The organism is Pseudoxanthomonas winnipegensis, from assembly GCF_004283755.1.
GTDB classification, from domain to species: Bacteria; Pseudomonadota; Gammaproteobacteria; order Xanthomonadales; family Xanthomonadaceae; genus Pseudoxanthomonas_A; species Pseudoxanthomonas_A winnipegensis.
Map to the genome: position 1 here is coordinate 336,545 of NZ_SHMH01000005.1, position 21,685 is coordinate 358,229.

At 69.4% G+C, this 21,685-nt stretch carries 20 protein-coding genes and 1 pseudogene; 13 read left to right on the forward strand and 8 right to left on the reverse strand.

What is annotated here, in order from left to right; genetic code table 11:
- Window positions 1-91: 91 nt before the first annotated feature.
- The 3 genes from EAT51_RS11860 to smpB all read right to left on the reverse strand — a co-directional run bounded on the left by EAT51_RS11860 (window position 92) and on the right by smpB (window position 4,035).
- The gene (locus EAT51_RS11860) at window positions 92-2,158 is read right to left on the reverse strand and encodes a TonB-dependent receptor (RefSeq protein WP_165421925.1); all 2,067 of its coding nucleotides are present in this window, start codon (window positions 2,156-2,158) and stop codon (window positions 92-94) included.
- 193 nt (window positions 2,159-2,351) lie between these two features.
- On the reverse strand, window positions 2,352-3,353 hold the full coding sequence (locus tag EAT51_RS11865) for a helix-turn-helix transcriptional regulator (RefSeq protein ID WP_130518219.1): 1,002 nt from the start codon (window positions 3,351-3,353) through the stop codon (window positions 2,352-2,354).
- 187 nt (window positions 3,354-3,540) lie between these two features.
- Window positions 3,541-4,035 carry an SsrA-binding protein SmpB gene (gene smpB, locus EAT51_RS11870; protein WP_130518223.1) on the reverse strand — a complete coding sequence of 165 codons (495 nt, stop codon included), beginning with the start codon at window positions 4,033-4,035 and terminating at the stop codon, window positions 3,541-3,543.
- A 74-nt stretch (window positions 4,036-4,109) separates the two neighbouring features.
- Here smpB and EAT51_RS11875 point away from each other — a divergent pair, with 74 nt between their 5' ends.
- On the forward strand, window positions 4,110-4,538 hold the full coding sequence (locus EAT51_RS11875) for a type II toxin-antitoxin system RatA family toxin (RefSeq protein WP_130518224.1): 429 nt from the start codon (window positions 4,110-4,112) through the stop codon (window positions 4,536-4,538).
- Between the two features lie 5 nt (window positions 4,539-4,543).
- On the forward strand, window positions 4,544-4,798 hold the full coding sequence (locus EAT51_RS11880) for an RnfH family protein (RefSeq protein ID WP_130518226.1): 255 nt from the start codon (window positions 4,544-4,546) through the stop codon (window positions 4,796-4,798).
- Window positions 4,799-4,819: 21 nt separating this feature from the next.
- Here EAT51_RS11880 and EAT51_RS11885 read toward each other — a convergent pair whose 3' ends face one another.
- Window positions 4,820-5,215, reverse strand: a complete 396-nt coding sequence (locus tag EAT51_RS11885; RefSeq protein ID WP_130518228.1) for an outer membrane protein assembly factor BamE — start codon at window positions 5,213-5,215, stop codon at window positions 4,820-4,822.
- Between the two features lie 116 nt (window positions 5,216-5,331).
- On the opposite strand from EAT51_RS11885, the gene fur reads away from it, so the two are divergent.
- Complete coding sequence (gene fur, locus EAT51_RS11890; RefSeq protein WP_130522640.1) at window positions 5,332-5,736, forward strand: ferric iron uptake transcriptional regulator; 405 nt, start codon at window positions 5,332-5,334, stop codon at window positions 5,734-5,736.
- A gap of 347 nt (window positions 5,737-6,083) precedes the next feature.
- On the opposite strand, the gene recN is transcribed toward fur, so the two are convergent.
- Window positions 6,084-7,751, reverse strand: coding sequence for a DNA repair protein RecN (recN, locus tag EAT51_RS11895; protein ID WP_130518232.1), 1,668 nt, complete (start codon window positions 7,749-7,751; stop codon window positions 6,084-6,086).
- A gap of 91 nt (window positions 7,752-7,842) precedes the next feature.
- Between recN and hrcA the strand changes: the two genes are divergently transcribed.
- The 9 genes and pseudogenes from hrcA to dapB all read left to right on the forward strand — a co-directional run bounded on the left by hrcA (window position 7,843) and on the right by dapB (window position 17,787).
- Window positions 7,843-8,919 (forward strand): heat-inducible transcriptional repressor HrcA, encoded by a 1,077-nt coding sequence (hrcA, locus tag EAT51_RS11900; RefSeq protein WP_130518234.1) that lies wholly within the window; start codon window positions 7,843-7,845, stop codon window positions 8,917-8,919.
- Between the two features lie 47 nt (window positions 8,920-8,966).
- Window positions 8,967-9,494, forward strand: a complete 528-nt coding sequence (grpE, locus tag EAT51_RS11905; protein ID WP_130561667.1) for a nucleotide exchange factor GrpE — start codon at window positions 8,967-8,969, stop codon at window positions 9,492-9,494.
- Between the two features lie 144 nt (window positions 9,495-9,638).
- Window positions 9,639-11,564, forward strand: coding sequence for a molecular chaperone DnaK (dnaK, locus tag EAT51_RS11910; RefSeq protein ID WP_130518238.1), 1,926 nt, complete (start codon window positions 9,639-9,641; stop codon window positions 11,562-11,564).
- A 164-nt stretch (window positions 11,565-11,728) separates the two neighbouring features.
- The gene (gene dnaJ, locus EAT51_RS11915) at window positions 11,729-12,844 is read left to right on the forward strand and encodes a molecular chaperone DnaJ (RefSeq protein WP_130561668.1); all 1,116 of its coding nucleotides are present in this window, start codon (window positions 11,729-11,731) and stop codon (window positions 12,842-12,844) included.
- 328 nt (window positions 12,845-13,172) lie between these two features.
- Window positions 13,173-14,084 carry a pyridoxal kinase gene (gene pdxY / locus EAT51_RS11920; protein ID WP_130518242.1) on the forward strand — a complete coding sequence of 304 codons (912 nt, stop codon included), beginning with the start codon at window positions 13,173-13,175 and terminating at the stop codon, window positions 14,082-14,084.
- Window positions 14,081-15,184 (forward strand): annotated as a pseudogene (locus tag EAT51_RS11925) (prephenate dehydrogenase); the annotation flags it as partial. The gene pdxY and the pseudogene EAT51_RS11925, both read left to right, overlap by 4 nt.
- A gap of 165 nt (window positions 15,185-15,349) precedes the next feature.
- On the forward strand, window positions 15,350-15,667 hold the full coding sequence (locus tag EAT51_RS20630) for a GNAT family N-acetyltransferase (RefSeq protein WP_228257920.1): 318 nt from the start codon (window positions 15,350-15,352) through the stop codon (window positions 15,665-15,667).
- A 183-nt stretch (window positions 15,668-15,850) separates the two neighbouring features.
- Window positions 15,851-17,056, forward strand: coding sequence for an aminotransferase-like domain-containing protein (locus tag EAT51_RS11930; RefSeq protein WP_130518246.1), 1,206 nt, complete (start codon window positions 15,851-15,853; stop codon window positions 17,054-17,056).
- The gene (gene dapB, locus EAT51_RS11935; RefSeq protein ID WP_130518248.1) at window positions 17,053-17,787 is read left to right on the forward strand and encodes a 4-hydroxy-tetrahydrodipicolinate reductase; all 735 of its coding nucleotides are present in this window, start codon (window positions 17,053-17,055) and stop codon (window positions 17,785-17,787) included. The genes EAT51_RS11930 and dapB overlap by 4 nt, the downstream gene beginning before the upstream one ends.
- Before the next feature lie 25 nt (window positions 17,788-17,812).
- Here the strand turns inward: dapB and EAT51_RS11940 are convergent, their stop codons facing one another.
- The 3 genes from EAT51_RS11940 to EAT51_RS11950 are packed head-to-tail and all read right to left on the reverse strand — an operon-like array spanning window position 17,813 to window position 20,159.
- Window positions 17,813-18,004: a hypothetical protein gene (locus EAT51_RS11940; protein ID WP_130518249.1), complete on the reverse strand. Its 192-nt coding sequence runs from the start codon at window positions 18,002-18,004 to the stop codon at window positions 17,813-17,815.
- A complete protein-coding gene (locus EAT51_RS11945; RefSeq protein WP_130518251.1) occupies window positions 18,001-19,434 on the reverse strand; it encodes a radical SAM protein in 1,434 nt (477 codons plus the stop codon). Before EAT51_RS11945 ends, EAT51_RS11940 begins: the two co-directional genes overlap by 4 nt.
- Entirely contained in the window at window positions 19,419-20,159 is a 741-nt protein-coding gene (locus EAT51_RS11950; protein WP_130518253.1) for a prolipoprotein diacylglyceryl transferase, read from the reverse strand. The genes EAT51_RS11945 and EAT51_RS11950 overlap by 16 nt, the downstream gene beginning before the upstream one ends.
- A gap of 307 nt (window positions 20,160-20,466) precedes the next feature.
- On the opposite strand from EAT51_RS11950, the gene carA reads away from it, so the two are divergent.
- Complete coding sequence (gene carA, locus EAT51_RS11955; RefSeq protein WP_130518255.1) at window positions 20,467-21,597, forward strand: glutamine-hydrolyzing carbamoyl-phosphate synthase small subunit; 1,131 nt, start codon at window positions 20,467-20,469, stop codon at window positions 21,595-21,597.
- The last annotated feature ends 88 nt before the right edge of the window (window positions 21,598-21,685 follow it).

Genomic DNA, 21,685 nt, shown 5'->3' on the forward strand with positions numbered 1-21,685 from the left:
GCGCGTTTCCAGGATCAGCCATCATGCGCTGGTCCACTGCGATATGCGCTGGTGGCGAGGCCAGCGCCGTCGAACCGTGCTTCCCCGCGCATCAGCGGAAGTCCACCCGCACGCCGGCGTACCAGGTGCGCGGTTCGGGCATCGTGCCGGTGTTGTAGGCCGAATACGCGCCGGTGTTGGCATAGACATAGATCGTCAGCGGATCGCGATGGTCGAACAGGTTGTTCACGCCGGCGAACACATACGCGCTGCCGAGGTGGTAGCCGCCATTGATCCGCCCCATCCAGTACGGGTCGATGTGCGCCATCGGCGTGTTCTGCACATCGGAGTAGTACGACCCGCTGTAGTGCGCATCGAAGTTCAGCTCCACGCCGCCGGCGCCGCGCCAGCTCGCGCCCAGGCCGCCGGTGAGCTTGGGCGCATCGGAGAAGTCATGGCCTTGCGTGCCCCAGCCGGCATCGTCGGTGATGCGCGTGCGCAGCACCCCGAGGCTGGCGTGGACGTCGAGCTCGGGGCTGGCCCGCCAGCGCAGGCCAAGCTCGGCGCCGGTGTTGTAGGCACGGTTCGCGTTGCGGATCACGAATTGGTAGTACGGCTCCATGCTGGTCAGGAAGGGCAGCTGCAGGCCCTTGTAGTCGCCGTAGAACAGATTGCCGTTGAGCTGCAGCCGGCCGTCGGCCAGCTCCGCGCGGAAGTAGGCCTCGTAGTCGCGCACGTACTCGGGGTCGTAGGTATAGATCGTCGCGCTCGGGAAGCCGAGCGTCACGCCGCCGCCGCCGGCGTTGTAGCCGCGCTGGGCGAGCAGGCCGAAGGTCCAGGCCGCGTTCGGATGCCAGGCCAGGTCGAGCTTGGGCAGGAAGGTGTGCCAGGTCTTGTCCAGGTCCAGGGCGATGTAGCGGTAGGCATCGCCGCCGTCGCGGCGGTGGCGCTCGCGCTCGTAGCGCGCGCCCAGGGTCAGGTCCCATTGCTCGCTCAGCGCCAGCGTGCCTTGCGCGTAGAGCGCTTCGGTGTCCACGCGGTCGTGGAAGCGCTCGTCGAAGGGATAGTCGATGGTCTCGTCCTGGCGCGACCGGAACAGATAGAGCCCGGCGATCCCGCTGAACGCCGAGTCGCCGCGGTCCAGCACCAGGTTCGGCTCGAGCGTGTACTGCCTGGCGTCGATATGCGCGATGCCCGAGCCGGGCAGCGCGTAGCGGTCGACATTCAGATCGGTCGCGGTGAACAGATTGCGCAACTGCAGCCGCTCGCCGCGCCGCCACTGCGTGTCGGACACCAGTGCGTTCGCGCGGGTCTCGAACACCGGCATCTGCGGCGTGCTCGCCTCGTGGGAGGTGTACGGATAGTGGGTGGTCTCGGACTGCGGGGCGAGCGAATCGGTGTGCTGCAGCGTGATCAGTTGGCGGAAATCGGGATAGGCCTTGGGCGTGTAGAGCAGCTTGGCGCGGACGTTGCGAGTCTCGAACCGGCCTGGATTCTTCGCGCCCGGGACGCCGGTGTAATCGAGGAAGCTGTCGTGATGCTGCAGATCGGCGGCGACGCGGAACGCCAGTTCGTCGTCCACCAGCGGCGCGGAGAAGTAGAACGCGCCCTGATAGTGATCGTAGTTGCCGGCCGACAGCAGCGCGCCGCCCTCGGTGCTGAAGGTCGGGTCGTTGGTCTTGATCGCCAGGGTGCCGGCGATCGCGTTGCGCCCCTGCAGCAGGCTCTGCGCGCCGCGCAGCAGCTCGCTCTGGGCCACGTCCCACAGGGCCGTGTCGGCGAACACGATCTCGTTGAAGCTCAGCGGCCGCCCATCCAGGGTGATGCCCAGGCGCGCGCGCGAACCGGCGAAGTAGGCATCGACGCCGACCGCCGCGCCGGAGCCGTCGATGCCGCGAATGGCCGGCGCCGCATTGTCCTGGCCGAGGTAGGTGACGTTGGCCGCGCCGGTGAAGACATCGCGGCTGCCGGTAAAACCGCGCTGGTCGATGTCCTGGCCGCTCAGCACCGCAGTGCTGGTTGCGGTGTCGTGCTGGGAGCGTCCCTGCTTCTCGGCCGTCACCACGATGCGCTCCAGAGTCGCCGTGCGCGGGTCGGTCTGCTGGTCCTCGTCGGCGGGGCGCGCGGCGGCAGCGGTGCAGGCCAGGCCGGCGGCCAGCGCGCAGCCCAGCGGCGCCACGCGCAAAGCGCGAGGATGAAGAAAGGGAAGTCGCGCGCGCGCAACGGACATGAAAGACCTCATCGGAAGCGGGGACACTGGCTCGCGACGAGGGGCGCTGGCTGATCCGATCAGGTTACCGGCAAGACGCCGGCGCGCGGTTTCGCGCGACGCAGCTTGGGTTTCGCGACACGCAATTCCTGCTGAGGCCCGCTCACTGCGCTGGCGGCAGGCCGCGCCTGGCGGTCATCGGCGGATGCCCGAAGCGCCGCCTGTAGGCCGTGGCGAAGGCCGCCGGACTGGAGAATCCCACCCGGCGCCCAATCTCGGCCGCGCCCTGGCCGCTCTCCTGGAGCAGGACGCGCGCCATCAGCAAGCGCTGCTCGCGGACATGGCCGAACAGGGTGGTCCCGTACACGCGCTTGAACTCGGCCTGCAGCGTGGTGACGTTGACGCCCACCTGTCGCGCCAGTTCCAGGGTGGAAGGCGGCGAGGCCATCCGCGCATCGAGGATGGCGCGCGCCAGGGCGATCTGGTCGTAGCGACGTTTCGCCATGCCGGGGACGCGCGTGCGCTCCTGCCCGATCAGTGCGGCCACTTCGACCACCAGGGCCAGGGCGCTGCTCTCCAGGAACAGCCGCCCCAGGTCGCCGTTATAGGGGCAGGCCAGGATGCTGCCGGCGATGCCGAGCAGGCGCGGCGAACGCGCCAGCGTCGTGGCGCGATAGTCCGCGCGGGCGAACTCGCGCAGCAGGCACAGGCCGTCGTCGGCCACGTCCTCGCCGAAGCGATCGAAGAACGCCGGCTTGAGCATGAAGCCGGCATCGCAGCTCCGATACGGGGCCTCGATTTCCGGCCGCTCGACCCGCACCCGCCGGCCGTAGCCGATCAGGACCGGGCGCTCCAGGCACTTGGAGACGTAATCGTGCCGGTCGATCCGCATCCGGTCCGGGCGGCCGGCGAGCAGCACGCTGCAGCACAGGGCCGGATCGGATTCCAGCAGCGTGCTCGGGTTCTTGAAATGCGTCATGTCGCTGGCCGTGACGACCAGACCGGGCTGCACCTCGTGCATGAGCAGCCGGCCGGAGGAGAACGGCGTCTTCATCGCGTGCGCCGAGGTCTCGACGGGCACGACATGCAGAGCCAGTTCGGCGGCCCTGCGCAGCACACGCTCGGCGGTGAAGCGCTCCTGCGTGTCCCACAGCCCCGTCTCCATCCTTCCACCAGCGGTTGCCGCGTTCGCGCCAAATGATACCCGCTCTCATTTGCGCGGCAAGAAAGGCCGGGGCGAGGGATCACTGGCTCGGCATCCGACCGCCGCCGGGACCTTCAGTAAAGCCGTCTGCCCGGCGGCCGTAGCCGACATTGCGAGCGCGCTGCAGGCATCGCGGGCCCAGGGGCGATCAGGCGTCGCGGTTGTGCCGGCGCATCACGCGCTGCTTGTCGCGCGCCCACTCGCGGTCCTTCTCCGAGGCGCGCTTGTCGTGGGTCTGCTTGCCCTTGGCCAGCGCCAGCTCCAGTTTGACCTTGTTGCCCTTCCAGTACATCGCGGTAGGGATCAGGGTGTAGCCGTCGCGCTCGACCTTGCCGATCAGCGAGTCGATCTCGCGCCGGTGCAGCAGCAGCTTGCGGGTGCGGCGGTCGTCGGCCACCACGTGGGTGGAGGCCTGGATCAGCGGGGTGAACTGCGCGCCGAACAGGAACAGCTCGCCCTGGCGCACCACCGCGTAGCTCTCGCCGATGTTGGCGCGGCCGGCGCGGATCGACTTCAGCTCCCAGCCCTGCAGGGACAATCCGGCCTCCATGCGCTGCTCGAGGTGGTACTCGTGGCGCGCGCGCTTGTTCAGCGCGATGGTGCCCGTGCTGTTTGCTTTATCCTTGTCCGACTTCTTTGCCATCCGTCCATTATCGCCGATGGAGCCGGTCGGGGCGAGCCCGCCCTGTTTTCCCGCTCACTCGCACCTCACACACGATGCCCACCATCCGCCGCAGCGCCCTGGTCGAACACCCGGCCGAGTACATGTTCGATCTGGTCAACGACGTCCGCGCGTATCCGCGCCGCTTCAGCTGGTGCGACAGGGCCGAGGTGATTTCCGCCGACGAGGCGCACATGGTGGCGCGGCTGGACCTGGGCCTGGGCGCGCTGCGCACCTGGTTCACCACCGAGAACACGCTCGAGCGCCCGCGGCGCATCGACATGCAGCTCAAGGACGGCCCGTTCCGCAAGCTGCACGGGCTGTGGGAGTTCCAGGCACTGGGCGAGGGCACCAGCAAGGTCAGCCTGACGCTGGACTTCGAACCGTCCAGCCGGCTGCTGGGGCCGGCGTTCACGCTGGGCTTCCAGACGCTGGCCGACCGCATGGTGGACGATTTCGTGCGCACCGCCGACCGCGGCGACTAAAGGCGATGAAGGTCGAGGTGGTGCTGGCCTGGCCGCGGCATTACCGCGCCGCGACGCTGGAACTGCCCGAGGGCGCCAGCGTGGCCGATGCACTGCGCCAGGCGCGGCTGGAAGGTCAGGATCAGGCCACGGGCGTGGCGGTGTTCGGCGTGCAGGCCACGCCGCAGACGCTGTTGCACGAGGGCGATCGGGTGGAGCTGCTGCGTCCGCTGCAGGTCGATCCGAAGGATGCCCGCCGGCGCCGCGCGGCGACGCCGTAAGGCGTCGCGCTCAGGCGCGGATCAGCCGCCGCCTTTCTTCTTCTTGTCCTTGGCCAGGTTGGGGCCGAACTGGCGGACGCTGTTGCGGGCCAGTTCCTCGTCCTGGTTGGGGAAGTAGTCGCCTTCCCACTTGCTGACTGCATCGCCATTGAAGAACACGGTGAAGTTCTTCATCTGGGTGTGGCCCAGGCGGTCGGTGCGCTCGGTGGCGGTGTAGTCCCAGCGCTGGGCATGGAACGGGTCGGCCACCGACGGGGTGCCCAGCAGGGCGAGCACCTGCTGCTTGCTCTGGCCGACGGCGAGCTTGTCCACGTCCTGCTGACGCAGCAGGTTGCCCTGGTAGATCGGCTGCTTGTAGATGATGCCGCAACCGGAAGTGGCCAGGCCAAGGGCGGCGATAAGCAGGAATTTGCGCATGAAGGACGGGTCTGCAAAGGTCGGGAACAAGCCCGTCGATGATACACTGCGCCGCGTCGCCGCGACCCAACCGCAAGGCAGCTGGCGTTAAACCGCCAATGAATGGGAGCCCCCCGATGGAATCGCTCGATCTGCGCAAGGTCGGTTTGAAGGTCACGCATCCGCGCCTGCGCATCCTGGCGCTGCTGGAAGAAGCCAAGCCCCGGCACATGACCGCCGAAGACATCTACCGCGCGCTGATGGGCGTGGGCGATGAGATCGGCCTGGCAACGGTCTACCGCGTGCTGACCCAGTTCGAGGCCGCCGGCCTGGTGCTGAAGCACAACTTCGAGGGCGGCCAGGCCGTCTACGAGCTGGACCGCGGCGAACACCACGACCATATGGTCGACATCGACACCGGCAAGGTCATCGAGTTCTCCAGCGACGAGATCGAGGCGCTGCAGGAGAAGATCGCCGCCGAGCATGGCTACGAGATCGAGGAACACTCGCTGGTGCTTTACGTGCGCAAGAAGCGCAAGTAAGCCGTCTTACTGGATGTGGGGGAAAAGGCCGGGAAATCCCGGCCTTTTTTCCGCCCCCCTATTTATTGAAGGGCGCGGAGCGTGAGCGCTTTGGCTTCGGGGGGCAGCGGTCCGGCGGGCCGCTGCCCCGCACGTCGTGTGGGAGGCTTCGGGCCGGCAGAAGTCCTGATCCATGCGCGGTGGGAGCAGCTCTCTCTTCCGATCACCTCGCGGCTTACCTGTAGAGCGGAGCTCGCTCCGCTGCTCTTCGTTCGGTTCGTGGGGAAGGCCCCAGCGGAGCAAGCTCCGCTCTACAGGGCGGCGTCACGCGCGGTCGGTGCTTTCCCATCCAACAGGACGGGGCGGCGTCAGTCCACCGCTTCTAGGAGCTTGCCGGCGGCGGCGCGGGCCTCGGCGCTGACCTGGACGCCGCCGAGCATGCGGGCGAGCTCTTCGCGGCGGGCGGCGGCGTCGAGGGACTCGACCGAGGACTGGGTCATGCCGTCCACCGGCGCCTTGCTGACGCGGTAGTGGGCATGGCCCTGGGCGGCGACCTGCGGCTGGTGGGTCACGCACAGCACCTGGCGCGCGCGGCCCAGGTCGCGCAGCTTCTTGCCGACGATGTCGGCCACCGCGCCGCCGATGCCCGAGTCGACCTCGTCGAACACCATGGTCGGCACCGCGTCCGAGCCCAGCGCGGCCACCTCGATGGCCAGCGAGATGCGCGAAAGCTCACCACCGGAGGCGACCTTGCGCAGTGGCCGCGGCGGCTGGCCGGCGTTGGCCGCCACCAGCAGCTCGACCCGCTCGGCGCCCTGGGCGTCGGGGCGTTCGGTGTCGATGGGTTCGAGCTGGACCTCCAGCTTGCCGCCGCCCATGCCCAGCTCGCCGATCAGGGTGCTGGTCTGCTTGGCCAGGCTGGTGGCGGCCTTGGTGCGGACCTTGGTCAAGGCCGCCGCGGTGGCCTTCCAGGCCTGGCGGGCGGCCTCGATCTCGGTATTCAGCCCGGCCAGGCGCTCGCCGGCGCCGCGCAGGCCGTCCAGCTCCTGTTCGATGCGGGTGGCGACCTCGTCGAGCTGTTCGGGTGCGACGCGATGCTTGCGCGCCAGGTCGTGCAGGCGGCCCAGGCGGCGCTCGGCGCGCTCGAACTGGGCCGGATCCACGTCCAGATCGTCGCGGACCTGGTTGAGCAGGGCCAGGGCCTCCTGCAGCTGGATCTGGGCGCTGTCGAGCAGGCTGTCGACCTCGCCCAGGCGCGGTTCGTGGCTGAGCACGCGCGCCAGTTCGGCGCGGGTCTGCAGCAGCAGCCGGCTGGCCGAGGGACCTTCGTCGCCGGACAGGCGGGTCAGGCCGTCCTCGCAGGCCTGGATCAGGCTGGAGGCGTGGGCCTGGCGGCGATGCTGCTGGGACAGGGCCTCGATGGCGTCGGGGCTGAGGTCCTCGGCGCGCAGCTCGTCGAGCTGGTGCTGCAGATAGTTGAGCCGGTCGGAGACATCGCCCTGCGCGGTCAGGCGCTCGCGCTCGGCCAGCAGCGCCGACCAGGCGGCCGCGGCCTGGCGCACCTTGGCCAGCTGCGGCGCGCTGCCGGCGAAGGCGTCCAGCAGATCCAGCTGGCGCGGCTTGGACAGCAGCGCCTGGTGCTCGTGCTGGCCGTGGATCTCCACCAGCAGGCCGGCCAGTTCGGCCAGCTGCGAGACCGGCACGGCGCGGCCGTTGATCCAGGCGCGCGAGCCGCCGTCGGCGCGCAGCACGCGGCGCAGCTGGCAGGCGCCGGCCTCGTCCAGGGCGTGCTCGGCCAGCCAGGCCAGGGCAGGGGCGGCCGGCGCGAGCTCGAACTCGGCCGACAGCTCGGCGCGCTGGGCGCCGTGGCGCACCACGCCGGCATCGGCGCGCGCGCCGGACAGAAAGCCCAGCGCGTCGACCAGCAGCGACTTGCCGGCGCCGGTCTCGCCGGAGATCACCGTCATGCCGGGGCCGAATTCCAGGTCCGTGGCGCGCACCACGGCGAAGTCCTTGATGGTCAGGTGTCGGAGCATAGTGGCCGGCATTGTAGGGGCAGCCGGCGCAGCGGTTGAGACAGGCGCGGCCCGGTTGCAAGGGCGGCGGCGGGACGCTATCTAAAGCGTCATGAAACCCTCAAGTCCGGACCTCGATGCGCGCTCGCGGCAGCTGCTGCGCACCCTGATCGCCCGCTACATCCAGGATGGCGAGCCGGTCGGTTCGCGCACGCTGGCCCAGCACGCCGGCCTGGACGTCAGCCCGGCGACGATCCGCAACATCCTGGCCGACCTGGAGGACGCCGGGCTGCTGGCCTCGCCGCATACCTCGGCCGGGCGCATTCCCACCCCGCAGGGCTACCGGGTGTTCGTCGACAGCCTGGTGCAGATGCAGCCGCTGGCCGAGCGCGAGGTCGCGCGCCTGCGTGCCGAGCTGCCGGCCGGCACCGGGACCCAGGCGCTGCTGGGCAACGCCTCCGAGCTGCTGTCGGCCATGACCCGCTTCGTCGGCGTGGTCGGCGCGCCGCGGCGCGAGCAGTTCGCCTTCCGCCACATCGACTTCGTGCCGCTGGACGGGCGCCGGGTGCTGGCGATCGTGGTGTTCGCCGACAGCGAGGTGCAGAACCGGGTGATCGAGCCGCGCCGCAACTTCGACCCCTCCGAGCTGGAGCGCGCGGCCAACTACCTCAACCACCATTTCGCCGGCCGCCCGATCGCCGACATCCGCGCCACGCTGCTGCGCGAACTGCGCGCGGCGCGCTCGGAGATGGAAGGCCTGCTGGCCCACGCGGTCGAGCTGGCCGACCACGCGCTGACCCCTTCGGACGATGACATGGTGCTGGCCGGGCAGACTCGGCTGATGGGCGTGCAGGACCTGTCCGACCTGGACCGGCTGCGCGAGCTGTTCGAGGCCTTCGCCCGCAAGCGCGAGATCCTGCAGCTGCTGGAGCGCACCATGAACGCGCCGGGCGTGCGCATCTTCATCGGCGAGGAAACCGGCCTGGCGCCGCTGGACGGGATGTCGCTGGTCGCCGCGCCGTACCGGGCCCAGGCCAGCGGCCAGGTGCTGGGCGTGCTGGGCGTGATCGGGCCCTCGCGCATGGCCTACCAGACCGTGATTCCGGTGGTGCAGGCGGCGGCCGATGCGCTCGGCGCGGCAATGCTGCGTCCCGGCTATGACTTGAATCCGTCCGCGCCGACCCCATAGGTGGGGCTTGCGGCGGACATCCGACCGCCAGGACGGAAACCACAGACATGACTTCTAACGAACATCCGGGCGGCGAGCAGGCCGCCGCGCACCCCGACGCCCAGGCTTCCACCGAGGCGCTGCTGCAGGCCGAACTGCAGACCCTGCGCAACGAACTGGACCAGCTGCGCGCCTCGGTCCTGCTCGAACGCGCCGACCTTGAGAATCAGCGCAAGCGCGTGGCCCGCGACGTGGACAATGCCCGCAAGTTCGCCAACGAAAAGCTGCTGGGCCAGCTGCTGCCCGTGTTCGACAGCCTGGACGCCGGCCTGACCGCCGCCGGCGCCGAGCGCAGCCCGCTGCGCGATGGCCTGGAGCTGACCCAGAAGCAGCTGCTCAAGGTCGCCGACGACAACGGCCTGACCGTGCTCGACCCGGTCGGCAAGCCCTTCGATCCCGAACACCACCAGGCCATCAGTCAGGCCGACGCCAACGGCGCCGCGCCGGGCAGCGTCGTGCAGGTGTTCCAGAAGGGCTATCTGCTGGGCGGCCGGCTGCTGCGTCCGGCGCTGGTGGTTGTGGCCCGCCACGACTGAACGCGTCCGGCGGACCTGTCCGGATCGAGATTTTGTGTTCCACGGGCGCTTGAAGCCCACCATCACATCCCTATATCGGGTTCATCGGCAGGCGCGATCCGCCCGCCACACCCCGACAACCACGCTTCCTAACGGAGTCACATCATGGGCAAGATCATCGGCATCGACCTCGGCACGACCAACTCGTGCGTGGCGATCATGGAGGGCGGCAAGGCCCGCGTCATCGAGAATTCCGAGGGCGACCGCACCACGCCTTCGATCGTGGCCTACACCAAGGACGGCGAAGTCCTGGTCGGCGCCTCGGCCAAGCGTCAGGCGGTCACCAACCCCAAGAACACCTTCTATGCGGTCAAGCGCCTGATCGGCCGCAAGTTCACCGACGCCGAAGTCAAGAAGGACCTGGACCTGGTGCCGTACACCATCCTGGCCCACGACAACGGCGATGCCTGGGTGGCCACCGCCGACGGCAAGAAGATGGCCCCGCAGGAAATCTCCGCCCGCGTGCTGGAGAAGATGAAGAAGACCGCCGAGGACTTCCTGGGCGAGAAAGTCACCGAGGCCGTGATCACCGTGCCGGCCTACTTCAACGACAGCCAGCGCCAGGCGACCAAGGACGCCGGCCGCATCGCCGGGCTGGACGTCAAGCGCATCATCAACGAGCCCACCGCCGCGGCCCTGGCCTACGGCCTGGACAAGGGCGACACCAAGGACCGCAAGGTCGCCGTGTACGACCTGGGCGGCGGCACCTTCGACGTGTCGATCATCGAGATCGCCAACGTGGACGGTGAGAAGCAGTTCGAAGTACTGGCTACCAACGGCGACACCTTCCTGGGTGGCGAGGACTTCGACGCGCGCGTCATCGACTACCTGGTGGACGAGTTCAACAAGGACCAGGGCATCGACCTGCGCAAGGACCCGCTGGCCCTGCAGCGCCTGAAGGACGCCGCCGAGCGCGCCAAGATCGAGCTGTCCTCCTCGCAGCAGACCGAGGTCAACCTGCCGTACGTCACCGCCGACGCCTCCGGTCCCAAGCACCTGAACATCAAGCTGACCCGCGCCAAGCTCGAGGCCCTGGTCGACGACCTGATCAAGAAGTCGATCGAACCGTGCCGCACCGCGCTCAACGACGCCGGCCTGCGCGCCAGCGACATCAGCGAAGTGATCCTGGTCGGCGGTCAGACCCGCATGCCCAAGGTGCAGTCGGCCGTGGCCGAGTTCTTCGGCAAGGAGCCGCGCAAGGACGTCAACCCCGACGAGGCCGTGGCGCTGGGCGCCGCGATCCAGGGCGGCGTGCTGGCCGGCGACGTCAAGGACGTGCTGCTGCTGGACGTGACCCCGCTGTCGCTGGGCATCGAGACCCTGGGCGGCGTGTTCACCAAGATCATCGAGAAGAACACCACCATCCCGACCAAGGCCTCGCAGACCTTCTCCACCGCCGAGGACAACCAGTCGGCCGTGACCGTGCACGTGCTGCAGGGTGAGCGCGAGCAGGCCCGCTTCAACAAGTCGCTGGCCCGCTTCGACCTGTCCGGCATCGAGCCGGCCCCGCGCGGCCTGCCGCAGGTGGAGGTGTCCTTCGACATCGACGCCAACGGCATCCTGCACGTGTCGGCCAAGGACAAGAAGACCAACAAGGAGCAGAAGGTCGAGATCAAGGCCGGTTCGGGCCTGTCGGACGAGGAGATCCAGCGCATGGTCGCCGATGCCGAGGCGCATCGCGACGAGGACAAGAAGTTCCAGGAACTGGTCGGCGCCCGCAACCAGGCCGACGCGCTGATCCACTCGACCCGCACGGCGATCACCGAGCACGGCGCCAAGGTCGGCGGCGATGTGATCGGCAAGGTCGAGGCCGCGCTGGCCGACCTGGAGACGGCGATGAAGGGCGACGACAAGGCCCAGATCGAGGCGCGCTCCAAGGTGCTGGAAGAGGCCGGCCAGTCGCTGTACGCCGCCGCCGCGGCGGGCGAACAGGGCGGTCCGGGTGCGGACGCCGGCGCCCAGCAGGCGCGCGGTGCGGCCGACGACGTGGTCGACGCCGAGTTCACCGAGGTCAAGGACGATAAGAAGTAAGCAGGGATTCGGGATTGGGGATTGGGGATTCGCAAAGGCCTTGGCCTGCGGATCCTCGATCCCGATCCTTGTCCCTTCCTTAGGTGCAATAGGAGCGGAAGAGACAGGATCTCTCCGCTTTTGCCTTGAACGAATCCCGATTCCCGAATCCCCAATCCCCGCCTATGAGTAAGCGTGACTATTACGAAGTCCTGGGCGTGGCCCGCAACGCCAGCGACGAGGAGCTGAAGAAGGCCTATCGCCGTTGCGCGATGAAGTATCACCCCGACCGCAATCCCGGCGACCACACCGCCGAGGTGATGTTCAAGGAGTGCAAGGAGGCCTACGAGGTGCTGTCCGACGGCGGCAAGCGCCGCCTGTACGACCAGCACGGCCATGCGGCCTTCGAGCACGGCATGGGCGGCGGCGGTGCCGGCTTCGGCGGGCCGGACATGGGCGATATCTTCGGCAACATCTTCGGTGGCGCCGGCGGCGCGCGGCAGGCCCGTCGCGGTGCCGACATCGGCTATGTGATGGAGCTGGACCTGGAAGAGGCCGTGGCCGGGGTCGAGAAGCGCATCGAGATCCCGACCATGGCCGTGTGCGAGCCCTGCCACGGCAGCGGTTCGGAAGATGGCAAGGTCGAGACCTGCACCACCTGCGGCGGTCGCGGCCAGGTGCGCATGCAGCGCGGCATCTTCACCATGCAGCAGGCCTGCGCGCACTGCGACGGGCGCGGCCAGATCATCCGCAACCCCTGCCGCGTCTGCCATGGCGCCGGGCGCGTGGAGGAAGAGCGCGTGCTGTCGGTCAAGATCCCGGCCGGCGTGGACACCGGCGATCGCATCCGCCTGGCCGGCGAGGGCGAGGCCGGCCCAACCGGCACCCCGCCGGGCGACCTGTATGTGGAGGTGCGCGTGCGCGAGCACGCCATCTTCCAGCGCGACGGCGACGATCTGCATTGCGATGTGCCGATCCGTATCTCGCAGGCCGCGCTGGGCGACACCGTGCGCGTGCCGACCCTGGGTGGCGAGGCCGAGATCCGCGTCCCGGCCGAGACCCAGACCGGCAAGCTGTTCCGCCTGCGCGGCAAGGGCGTCAAGTCGGTGCGCAGCCGCGCCACCGGCGATCTGTTCTGCAAGGTCGTGGTCGAGACGCCGGTCAACCTGACCCAGCAGCAGCGCGAACTGCTCGAGCAGTTCGAGGCCACCTTCGTCGGCGAGGACGCGCGCAAGCATTCGCCCAAGTCGGCCACGTTCCTGGATGGCGTCAAGGGCTTCTGGGACCGCATGACGTCGTGAGCCTGGGGTCCTGAGTCGGCTCGCCGACTCAGAACCTCCGCGCCATACCCGCAATCCACAGAAACTCGCAAAGCACCCTGATCCGCCCCCTCCCTTGCGCCCAGCGTAGGGGAGGGCCGGCGAGGGGTGCTTTTGCTTTTGGCGTTGCTCGCAAGCAGCGACAGCAACAACAAAAGCAAAAGCAAAAGCGAACCCCTCCCCCTCAGTCGCTAGCCGCGACTTCGAGCTCCCCTGCGCTGCGCGCAAGGGAGGGGGCAGGAGCGGGGACGCTTTAATCCCCAATCCCCAATCCCCAATCCCCGCCCCACCATCCACTTACAATGCGCGCATGACCCAAAACACGCGCGAAAGCCATCTCGTCCACGGTCGACGCCAGCGCCCGGAAGGGCCGGCGCCGGTCGATGTCCTGACCGTGCAGTCGCAGCTGGTCTATGGCCATGCCGGCAACAGTGCCGCCGCGCCGCCGCTGCGCGCGCTCGGCCTGCGGGTGGCCGAGGTGCCGACCACGCTGCTCAGCAACACGCCCTTCTATCCGACCCTGCGCGGCCACATCCTGCCGGCGCAGTGGTTGGCCGATCTGCTGCTCGGCGCCAGCGAGCGCGGCCTGCCGCAGCGCGCCCGCGCCCTGGTCTCGGGCTACTTCGGCAGCCTGGCCAACGGTGAGGCCTTCGCCGACTGGCTGGCGCGCACCCAGGCGCAGGCCCCGGCGCTGCGCTACGTACTCGACCCGGTGATCGGCGACACCCATACCGGCCCTTATGTCGAGCCGGCGCTGGAGACGGTCTTCGTCGAGCGTCTGTTGCCGCGCGCGTGGATGGTCACGCCCAACGCGTTCGAGCTGGGCCGCCTTACCGGGCTGCCCAGCCTGGCCCAGGACGATGCGCTGGCCGCGGCGCGGCAGCTGCTGGCGCGTGGGCCGCAGTGGGCGCTGGTGCACAGCGTCGAAGGCGCACCGGGCGAACTGGTCACGCTGCTGGTCGGGCGCGAGGCGGTGTATCGCTGGGCCACGCCGTGGCTGCCGGTGGACGTGGCCGGCACCGGCGATGTGCTGGTCGCGCTGATCCTGGGCCTGCATCTGCGCGGTGAGCCGCTCGAGAGTGCCATCGGCAGCGCCCTGGCCGGCGTGCATGCCGCGCTGGAGGCCACCCTGGCCGCGGGTGTGGAGGAACTGGACGTGCACGCCGCCGCGCCCGCGGCGCTGGCCACCCCGGCGCGCTTCCCCGCGCAGCGGCTGGCATAAGCCCCGTGTCCTGCGTCGGCATCGTCGGCAGCGCCGGCGCCTATGGCCGCTGGCTGGGCGCCTTTCTCGAGCGGCACCTGGGCGTGCGCGTCATCGGCCAGGATCCGGCCGATCCCGCTTCGCACACGCCGCAGGCGTTGATCGAACAGGCCCAGGTGCTGGTGTTCAGCGCGCCGATCCGCATCACCGAGCAGGTGATCGGCGACTACGTGCGCCTGGCGGCCGGGCGCGAGGCCGGGCAGCTGTGGATCGACCTGACCTCGATCAAGACCGGCCCGGTCGCCGCGATGCTCGCCTCGCAGGCCGAAGTCGTCGGCCTGCATCCGATGACCGCGCCGCCCAAGTCGCCCACGCTCAAGGGCCGGCCGATGGTGGTGTGCGAGGCGCGCCTGGACGCCTGGCGGCCCTGGCTGCAGCGGCTGCTCGACGCGCTGCAGGCCCAGTGCGTGCGCACCACGCCCGAGCACCACGATCAGGTCATGGCGCTGGTGCAGGCGCTGGTCCATGCCACCCATCTGGCCCAGGCCGGCGTGCTGCGCCGCCATGCCGAACACGTCGGGTCGCTGGTCGAGCTGTTCCCGTATCGCTCGGCGTCCTTCGAGATGGACGGCGCGATGATCGCCCGAATTCTTGCGCTCAATCCGGCCATCTACGAGGACATCCAGTTCGGCAATCCGCATGTGCCGCAGGTGCTGGACACGCTGGTCGAGGAGGTCACGCGGTTGCGCGATCTGGTCGGGCAGGGCGATGAGGCGGCGCGCGGCGGGTTCCGCCAGGACGTGCTGGCCGCCAACAAGGCCGCCATCGGCGCCACGGCGCTGGCCGAGGGCAACTACCGCTTCGAGCGCATCGGCTACCTGCTGGCCGACCTGGCCGAGACGCGCAGCCTGTCGGTGCATCTGCCGCTGGATCAGCCCGGCTCGCTGCGGGCGCTGCTGCACGTGTTCGAGCGGCACGGGGTGAGCATCGCCTCGCTGCATTCGCTGCGCAATCCAGCGGGCGAGCTGCACTTCCGGCTTGGGTTCGATGCGGATGTCGACCTGGGCGCGCTGGCGCGGGCGGCGGCCGAGGTCGATGCCAGCGGCATCGGCCGCGTGCTCGACGGGGCCTCGTCGATGGCCGCGCTGTCGCCGGCGCGGCGCCTGGCCGCCTCGCTGCAGCGGCGCGCGGCCACGCCGGACGACGTACCGGCGCTGCTGGCCCTGCGCGAGGCGACCATGCGCGAGCACATGCGCAATTCCGGGGTGGATACCTCGCCCGGCAGCATGCTGGCCCGCCTGTTGAACGGCTACCAGCATGCGCAGGTGCTGCTGCGCGAGGAGCGTATCGTCGGCCTGCTCAAGCTCGATCGCAGCGGGCCGGACCATGTGGTGATGCAGATCCAGGTCGCCCCCGAGCTGCAGGGGCAGGGCCTGGGCCGGGCGCTGCTGGAGGAGTACATCGAGCAGGCGCGCGACGCGGGCAAGGACGTCACCCTGCACGTGCTCAAGGCCAACCCAGCGCGCGGCCTGTACGAGCGGCTGGGCTTCGTGGTCGAAGGCGAGGATGCGCACGAGTTCCACATGCGCCTGTCGCATCGCTGAGGTTTTCCACACCGCCTGTGGATGACCGGCGGCACAACCCTGTGGACAACCCGGCGGCAGGCGCGCCGGACAAGGCCCGTTTCCGCATTGGTGGATTTTTCGCCAGCAGGACGGCCAGCGCCCACTCAGGCCTTCCGCGTCGCAGCGCGATGCGGCACCGGCGCGCGCGGTATCCTTGGCGGCATGAGCACCCAGATCACCCTGTCCCAGCGCGCCCTGGCCCTGACCAGCTCGGCGATCCGCGAAATCCTCAAAGTGACCGAGCGCCCGGAGGTCATCTCCTTCGCCGGCGGCCTGCCGGCCGCCTCGACCTTCCCGGTCGAGCGCATGCGCGCAGCCACCGACAAGGTGCTCACCGAGGCGCCGCAAGCCGCGCTGCAGTACGGTCCGACAGAGGGCTACGGCCCGCTGCGCGAGTGGGTGGCGCAGCGTCTGGCCGCCGCCGGCGCGCCGGTGCCTGCCAGCCGCGTGCTGATCGTGACCGGCTCGCAGCAGGGCCTGGACCTGCTGGGCAAGACGCTGATCGACGAGGGCAGCAAGGTGCTGGTGGAGACGCCGAGCTACCTGGGCGCACTGCAGTCCTTCTCGCTGTTCGCGCCGGCCTTCGCCGGCATGCCGTCGGACGAGGACGGCATCGATGTCGACGCGCTCACGCCCGCGCTGCTGGACGGCGCGCGCTTCATGTACTGCCTGCCCAACTTCCAGAATCCCACCGGCAAGCGCCTGCCGCTGGCCCGGCGCAAGGCGCTGGTCGCCACCGCGCTGGCCGCCGGCGTGCCAGTGGTCGAGGACGATCCCTACGGCGAGCTGAGCTACGGCGGCGAACACCTGCCCAGCCTGCTCTCGCTCAACCCCGAGGGCGGGATCTACATGGGCTCGTTCTCCAAGGTGCTGGCCCCGGGCCTGCGCCTGGGCTATGTGGTCGCGCCCGAGCCGCTGTTCTCCAAGCTGGTCCAGGCCAAGCAGGCCGCCGACCTGCATACGCCGTCCTTCAGCCAGCGCATCGTCTACGAGACCGTGCGCGACGGCTTCCTGGACGAGCACATCCCGACCATCCGCGACCTCTACGCGCGCCAGTGCCAGCTGATGCTCGATGCGCTCGAGCGCTACTTCCCAGCGCAGGCGCACTGGACGCGGCCGCAGGGTGGCATGTTCGTCTGGGTGACCCTGCCGCACGGCATCGACACCACCGCGCTGTTGGCCAAGGCGATCGCGCGCAACGTGGCCTTCGTGCCGGGCGCGCCGTTCTACGCCACCGATCCGCAGATCAACACGCTGCGCCTGTCGTTCGTGACCGTGCCGGGCGAGAAGATCGAGGCCGGCATGAAGATCCTGGGCGAACTGGTGTCCGAGGCCATCGCCGCCCTGCCAGCCGCCGCGGCCGCATGACGGTGAAGGGCGACCGCACGAGCCCGCCGCTGCGGGTGCTGATTCACGGTGCCTCGGGCCGCATGGGCCAGGCGCTGCTGCGCCTGGCGGTCGGCGAGCCTGCGCTGCAGGTCGTGGCCGCGGTGACCCATCGCCCGCCGGCCACGCGCGTGGTCGATGGCGTGGCGTATTTCGCCGCCAGCGAGCTGCCTGGCGCGCCGGTGTTCGACGTGGCCATCGACTTCAGCCTGCCGGAAGGGTTCGACCCGATCCTGGCGCTGTGCCTGCAGCGCAAGGCCGCGCTGGTCTCCGGCACCACCGGGCTGTCCGAGGCCCAGCGCGCCGCGCTGCAGCGGGCAGGCGGCGACATCCCCGTGGTGTGGGCCTCCAACTTCAGCCTGGGCGTGGCCGTGCTGGCCGAGCTGGTCGAACGCGCGGCCGCCGCGCTGCCCGGCTGGGACTGCGACATCATCGAGTCCCACCACATCCACAAGCAGGACGCCCCGTCCGGCACTGCCCTGACCCTGGGGCAGGGCGTCGAACTGGCCGGCGCCACGCCGCGTTACGCCAGCCTGCGCGCCGGCGACATCGTCGGCGAGCATCTGGTCCAGTTCACCGGCCTGGGCGAGCGGGTGGAACTGACCCACCGCGCCACCAACCGCGACATCTTCGCACGCGGCGCGCTGCATGCCGCACAGAGGCTCACGGACCGGCCGCCGGGCCTGTATCGCGTGCGCGATCTGCTGGACTGAAGCGGTACCGCGGCCGCGGCGTCGCTCAGTTGTTCATCGCGATCATGCCGAAGCACGCCGCCGCCAGCAGGAGAGTCAGGCCGCCGATCGTGGCCAGGATGCCGATGATGACCTTGGCCCAGACCGGCAGGCCGCCGCGCTGCGGCTCGGGTGCGGGCGGCAGTTCAGGCGGCTGTGCCTGCGATGGCGAGGTGTCGTCTTGGTCCGCGGTGTTCATGCCGTTGCGTCCTTGAGCGGGGTGCCGTCGACCCAGGCGCGCAGCGCTTGCAGCTGCTGACGCCGGTCGTCGCGGTAGAACAGGTTGAAGGTGTCGAACGGCACGATCGTGCCATCGGGCTGGGCGATGTGGACGCAACTCTTCTTCACCGAGCGCAGGTCGAAGCCCTCGGCGTCGATGAAGGCCATGATCAGCACGCGGAACACGTTGCGGTAGTCCAGCCCCTGCGGGGCCTGCACCTGCGGCAGGCAGCAGAGCAGGTCGGACAGTGAGCAGGCCTGCGACTGCGGCGAATGGTTGGTGGCGAACAGCTTGAACACGGCCTCGCGCAGCTGATCGTCCTTCTCCACCACGATGCTGTTGCGGCCGCCCTCGATCAGCACCTCCGGCGGGATCAGACCGGTCAGCGGCACGACGCGGTCCTCCAGCTTCAGCGCGTAGGCCATCGCCAGCGCATCGGGATGGCAGGGGACCGGGATCAGGTCCTCGGGCCGGAACAGCGCGCTCTGCTCGAGGATGCCGCGCCGCACCTCGGTCAGCGTCAGACGGTCGCGCGCCGGGTCGTAGCCCTCGGTGCGGCCTGCGTGCTGGATCGGCTGGAAGGTGACCCCGCGCACGCAGGGCTGGCGCCGGGCGAAGTCGATGATCTCGCCCAGCTCGCCATCGTTGAGGCCCTTCTTGACCGTGACCACCAGCGTGGTCGAGATGCCGAGCCGGTTGAGCGCCTCCAGCGCCCGGCGCCGGACCTCCACCAGGCGCGCCCCGCGCAGCTCCTGGTGGACCTCGTCGCGCAAGGAATCGAACTGCAGGTACAGCTCGAAGCCGGGCATGTAACCGGCCAGGCGCTCGACGAACGCCGGGTCCTTGGCGATCCGCAGCCCGTTGGTGTTGACCATCAGATGGCGGATGGGACGGGCCTTGGCCGCATCGAGGATCTCGAAGAACTGCGGGTGCAGGGTCGGTTCGCCGCCGGAGATCTGCACCACGTCCGGCTCGCCCTCGTTGGCGACCACCGCATCGAGCATGCGCTCGATCGTGGCCAGATCGCGAAAGCCGGGGCGATGCGGGCCCGAATCGGCATAGCAGATCGGGCAGCGCAGATTGCAGTGATCGGTGACCTCGATCAGGGTCAGGCAGCTGTGCTGCATGTGCTCGGGGCACAGCCCGCAGTCGTAGGGGCAGCCCCAGCGTCGCTCGGTGTTGAAGCGCTGCGGCAATTCGGGCGGCTTGATGAAGCGCTCGCGGCACAGCCGGTAGTACGCGATGTCGTCGGCCACCAGCACGCGCTCGCGGCCATGCTGCGGGCACCACTTCTCCAGGTAGACGCCGCCGTCCTTGAACAGGATGGTCGCCTCCACCCGGCGCAGGCAGGTCGAGCACACCGACACCGCGGTGTCGTAGAACAGGTAAGGCCTTACTTTTGCCGCCATGCAGGGGTCCATGCGATGCGTGGGAGGTCGCGCACATGGTAGGCCACGCCCAGGACGCACAGCAGCTGCAGGCCGGACAGCACACCGAAGTAGTGCAGCGGGATCGGCCGGATCGACTCGACCGCCAGGCGGTAGAGCAGGTAGCCGACCAGGAACAGCTTGAAGCGGTCGCCCGGGCGCGGCAGGCGCCCGCCATAGCGGGTCAACAGCCCGCCCCACAGTGCGACGAAGACGATCTCGTAAAGCTGGGTCGGGTGGCGCGCGATGCCATCGCCGAAGTCAACGCCCCAGGGCAGGGTGGTGGGGTTGCCGTAGGTATGGTCCGCCAGCCCGCCCAGGAAACAGCCGATGCGCCCGATGATCATGCCCACCGTCAGCGGCAGGACGAAGGCATCGCCGGTCGAGCCGCGGATCCCCGCCAGGCGCTTGGCGAGCTCGACGCCGGCCCAGCCACCCAGCAGCGCACCGATGATGGACTTGCCTTCCAGCAGGCGACGGAACGAGGGGAAGTCGGCGAGGGCATACGCAGGATCGTAGAGCCAGTAGGCGATCTTGCTGCCGACGGCCGCGCCCAGCACGGTGCCGGCCACCAGCAGCAGCGCCTGGACCCGGTCGGTCTGCCCGGGATAAGGCAGGCGGCGGCGCTCGCGCAGATAGAGCTGGAAGCCCACCGAATAGGCGGCCGCCTCCATGAGGGTATGAAGCCAGTAGGCGTTCAGTGTCATCAAGGCCAGTGTAGCCGCCGGCGTGGCGTGTCGAGCTCCCGATCGCCGCGTGAAGCACGCCACATCCTGCGGCCTTGCGTGGCAGGCGAGGAGGTTGCTCGTCCCGCCACAACCTTGAGCGAATTTCGTCAGGCCAGGGCACCGTGCGAAAAAAGCGGCTGGCGCGGGGGGCGCCGGGTCCGTACAATTCGCACTCGCCTGTTAACCCACATCGCCTCGGACCGGAGAAGCGCCGCGTCCGCGGTTTCTTGCAGCCGCAAGTTGGACGTGGGCGCAGGGTTCCTCCCATCCCCAAGGCGAACCTGCAGTGACCCAACCCGCAATCCTGGTCCTCGAAGACGGCACCGTATTCGAGGGTGAATCGGTCGGCGCGAACGGCCTGTCCGTCGGCGAAGTGGTGTTCAACACCGCCATGACCGGCTATCAGGAGATCGTCACCGATCCGTCCTACGCCCGTCAGCTCGTCACGCTGACCTATCCCCATATCGGCAACACCGGCTGCACCGACCAGGACGACGAGGCCGCCAAGGTCTGGTCGGCCGGCCTGATCGTGCGCGACGTGCCGCGCCGTCCCAGCAACTGGCGCAGCCAGATCTCGCTGCAGGACTGGCTGGCCGCGCGCGGCGTGGTCGCCATCGCCGGCATCGACACCCGCAAGCTCACGCGCATCCTGCGCGAGAAGGGCGCGCAGAACGGCGCGCTGATGGCCGGGCAGATCGATGTCGAGCAGGCACTGGAAGCCGCGCGCAAGTTCCCCGGCCTCAAGGGCATGGACCTGGCCAAGGTGGTCTCCACCGACAAGACCTATCCGTGGACCGAGGGCCAGCTTGACCTCGACACGGGCAAGCCGGTCCAGGCCGCGGCCAAGTTCAAGGTCGTGGCCTACGACTACGGCGTCAAGCTCAACATCCTGCGCATGCTGGCCGAACGCGGCTGCGAGGTGACCGTGGTGCCGGCGCAGACGCCTGCGGCGCAGGTGCTGGCGCTCAATCCCGACGGCGTGTTCCTGTCCAACGGCCCCGGCGATCCGGAGCCGTGCGACTACGCCATCGAAGCGATCAAGGAATTCGTCGCCAGGAAGGTGCCGACCTTCGGCATCTGCCTGGGCCATCAGCTGCTGGCGCTGGCCGCCGGGGCGAAGACGGTGAAGATGGGGCACGGCCACCACGGCGCCAACCATCCGGTCATCGACCTGGACTCGGGCCGGGTGATGATCACCTCGCAGAACCACGGCTTCGCGGTCGACGAGGCCAGCGTGCCGGCCAATGTGCGCGTGACGCACCGCTCGCTGTTCGACGGCACCAACCAGGGCATCGCGCTGACCGATGCGCCGGCGTTCTCCTTCCAGGGACATCCGGAAGCCTCGCCCGGCCCGCATGACGTGTCGCCGCTGTTCGACCGGTTCGTCGAGCTGATGGAAACCCAGGCGCGCGGCTGAGTCCGCGCATCTGATCGCCTTGTCGGCATGGCCGCGGCCATGCCTTCCGATTCCAGCGTCGCCGCCGCCTGCGCGACGCCAACACGAG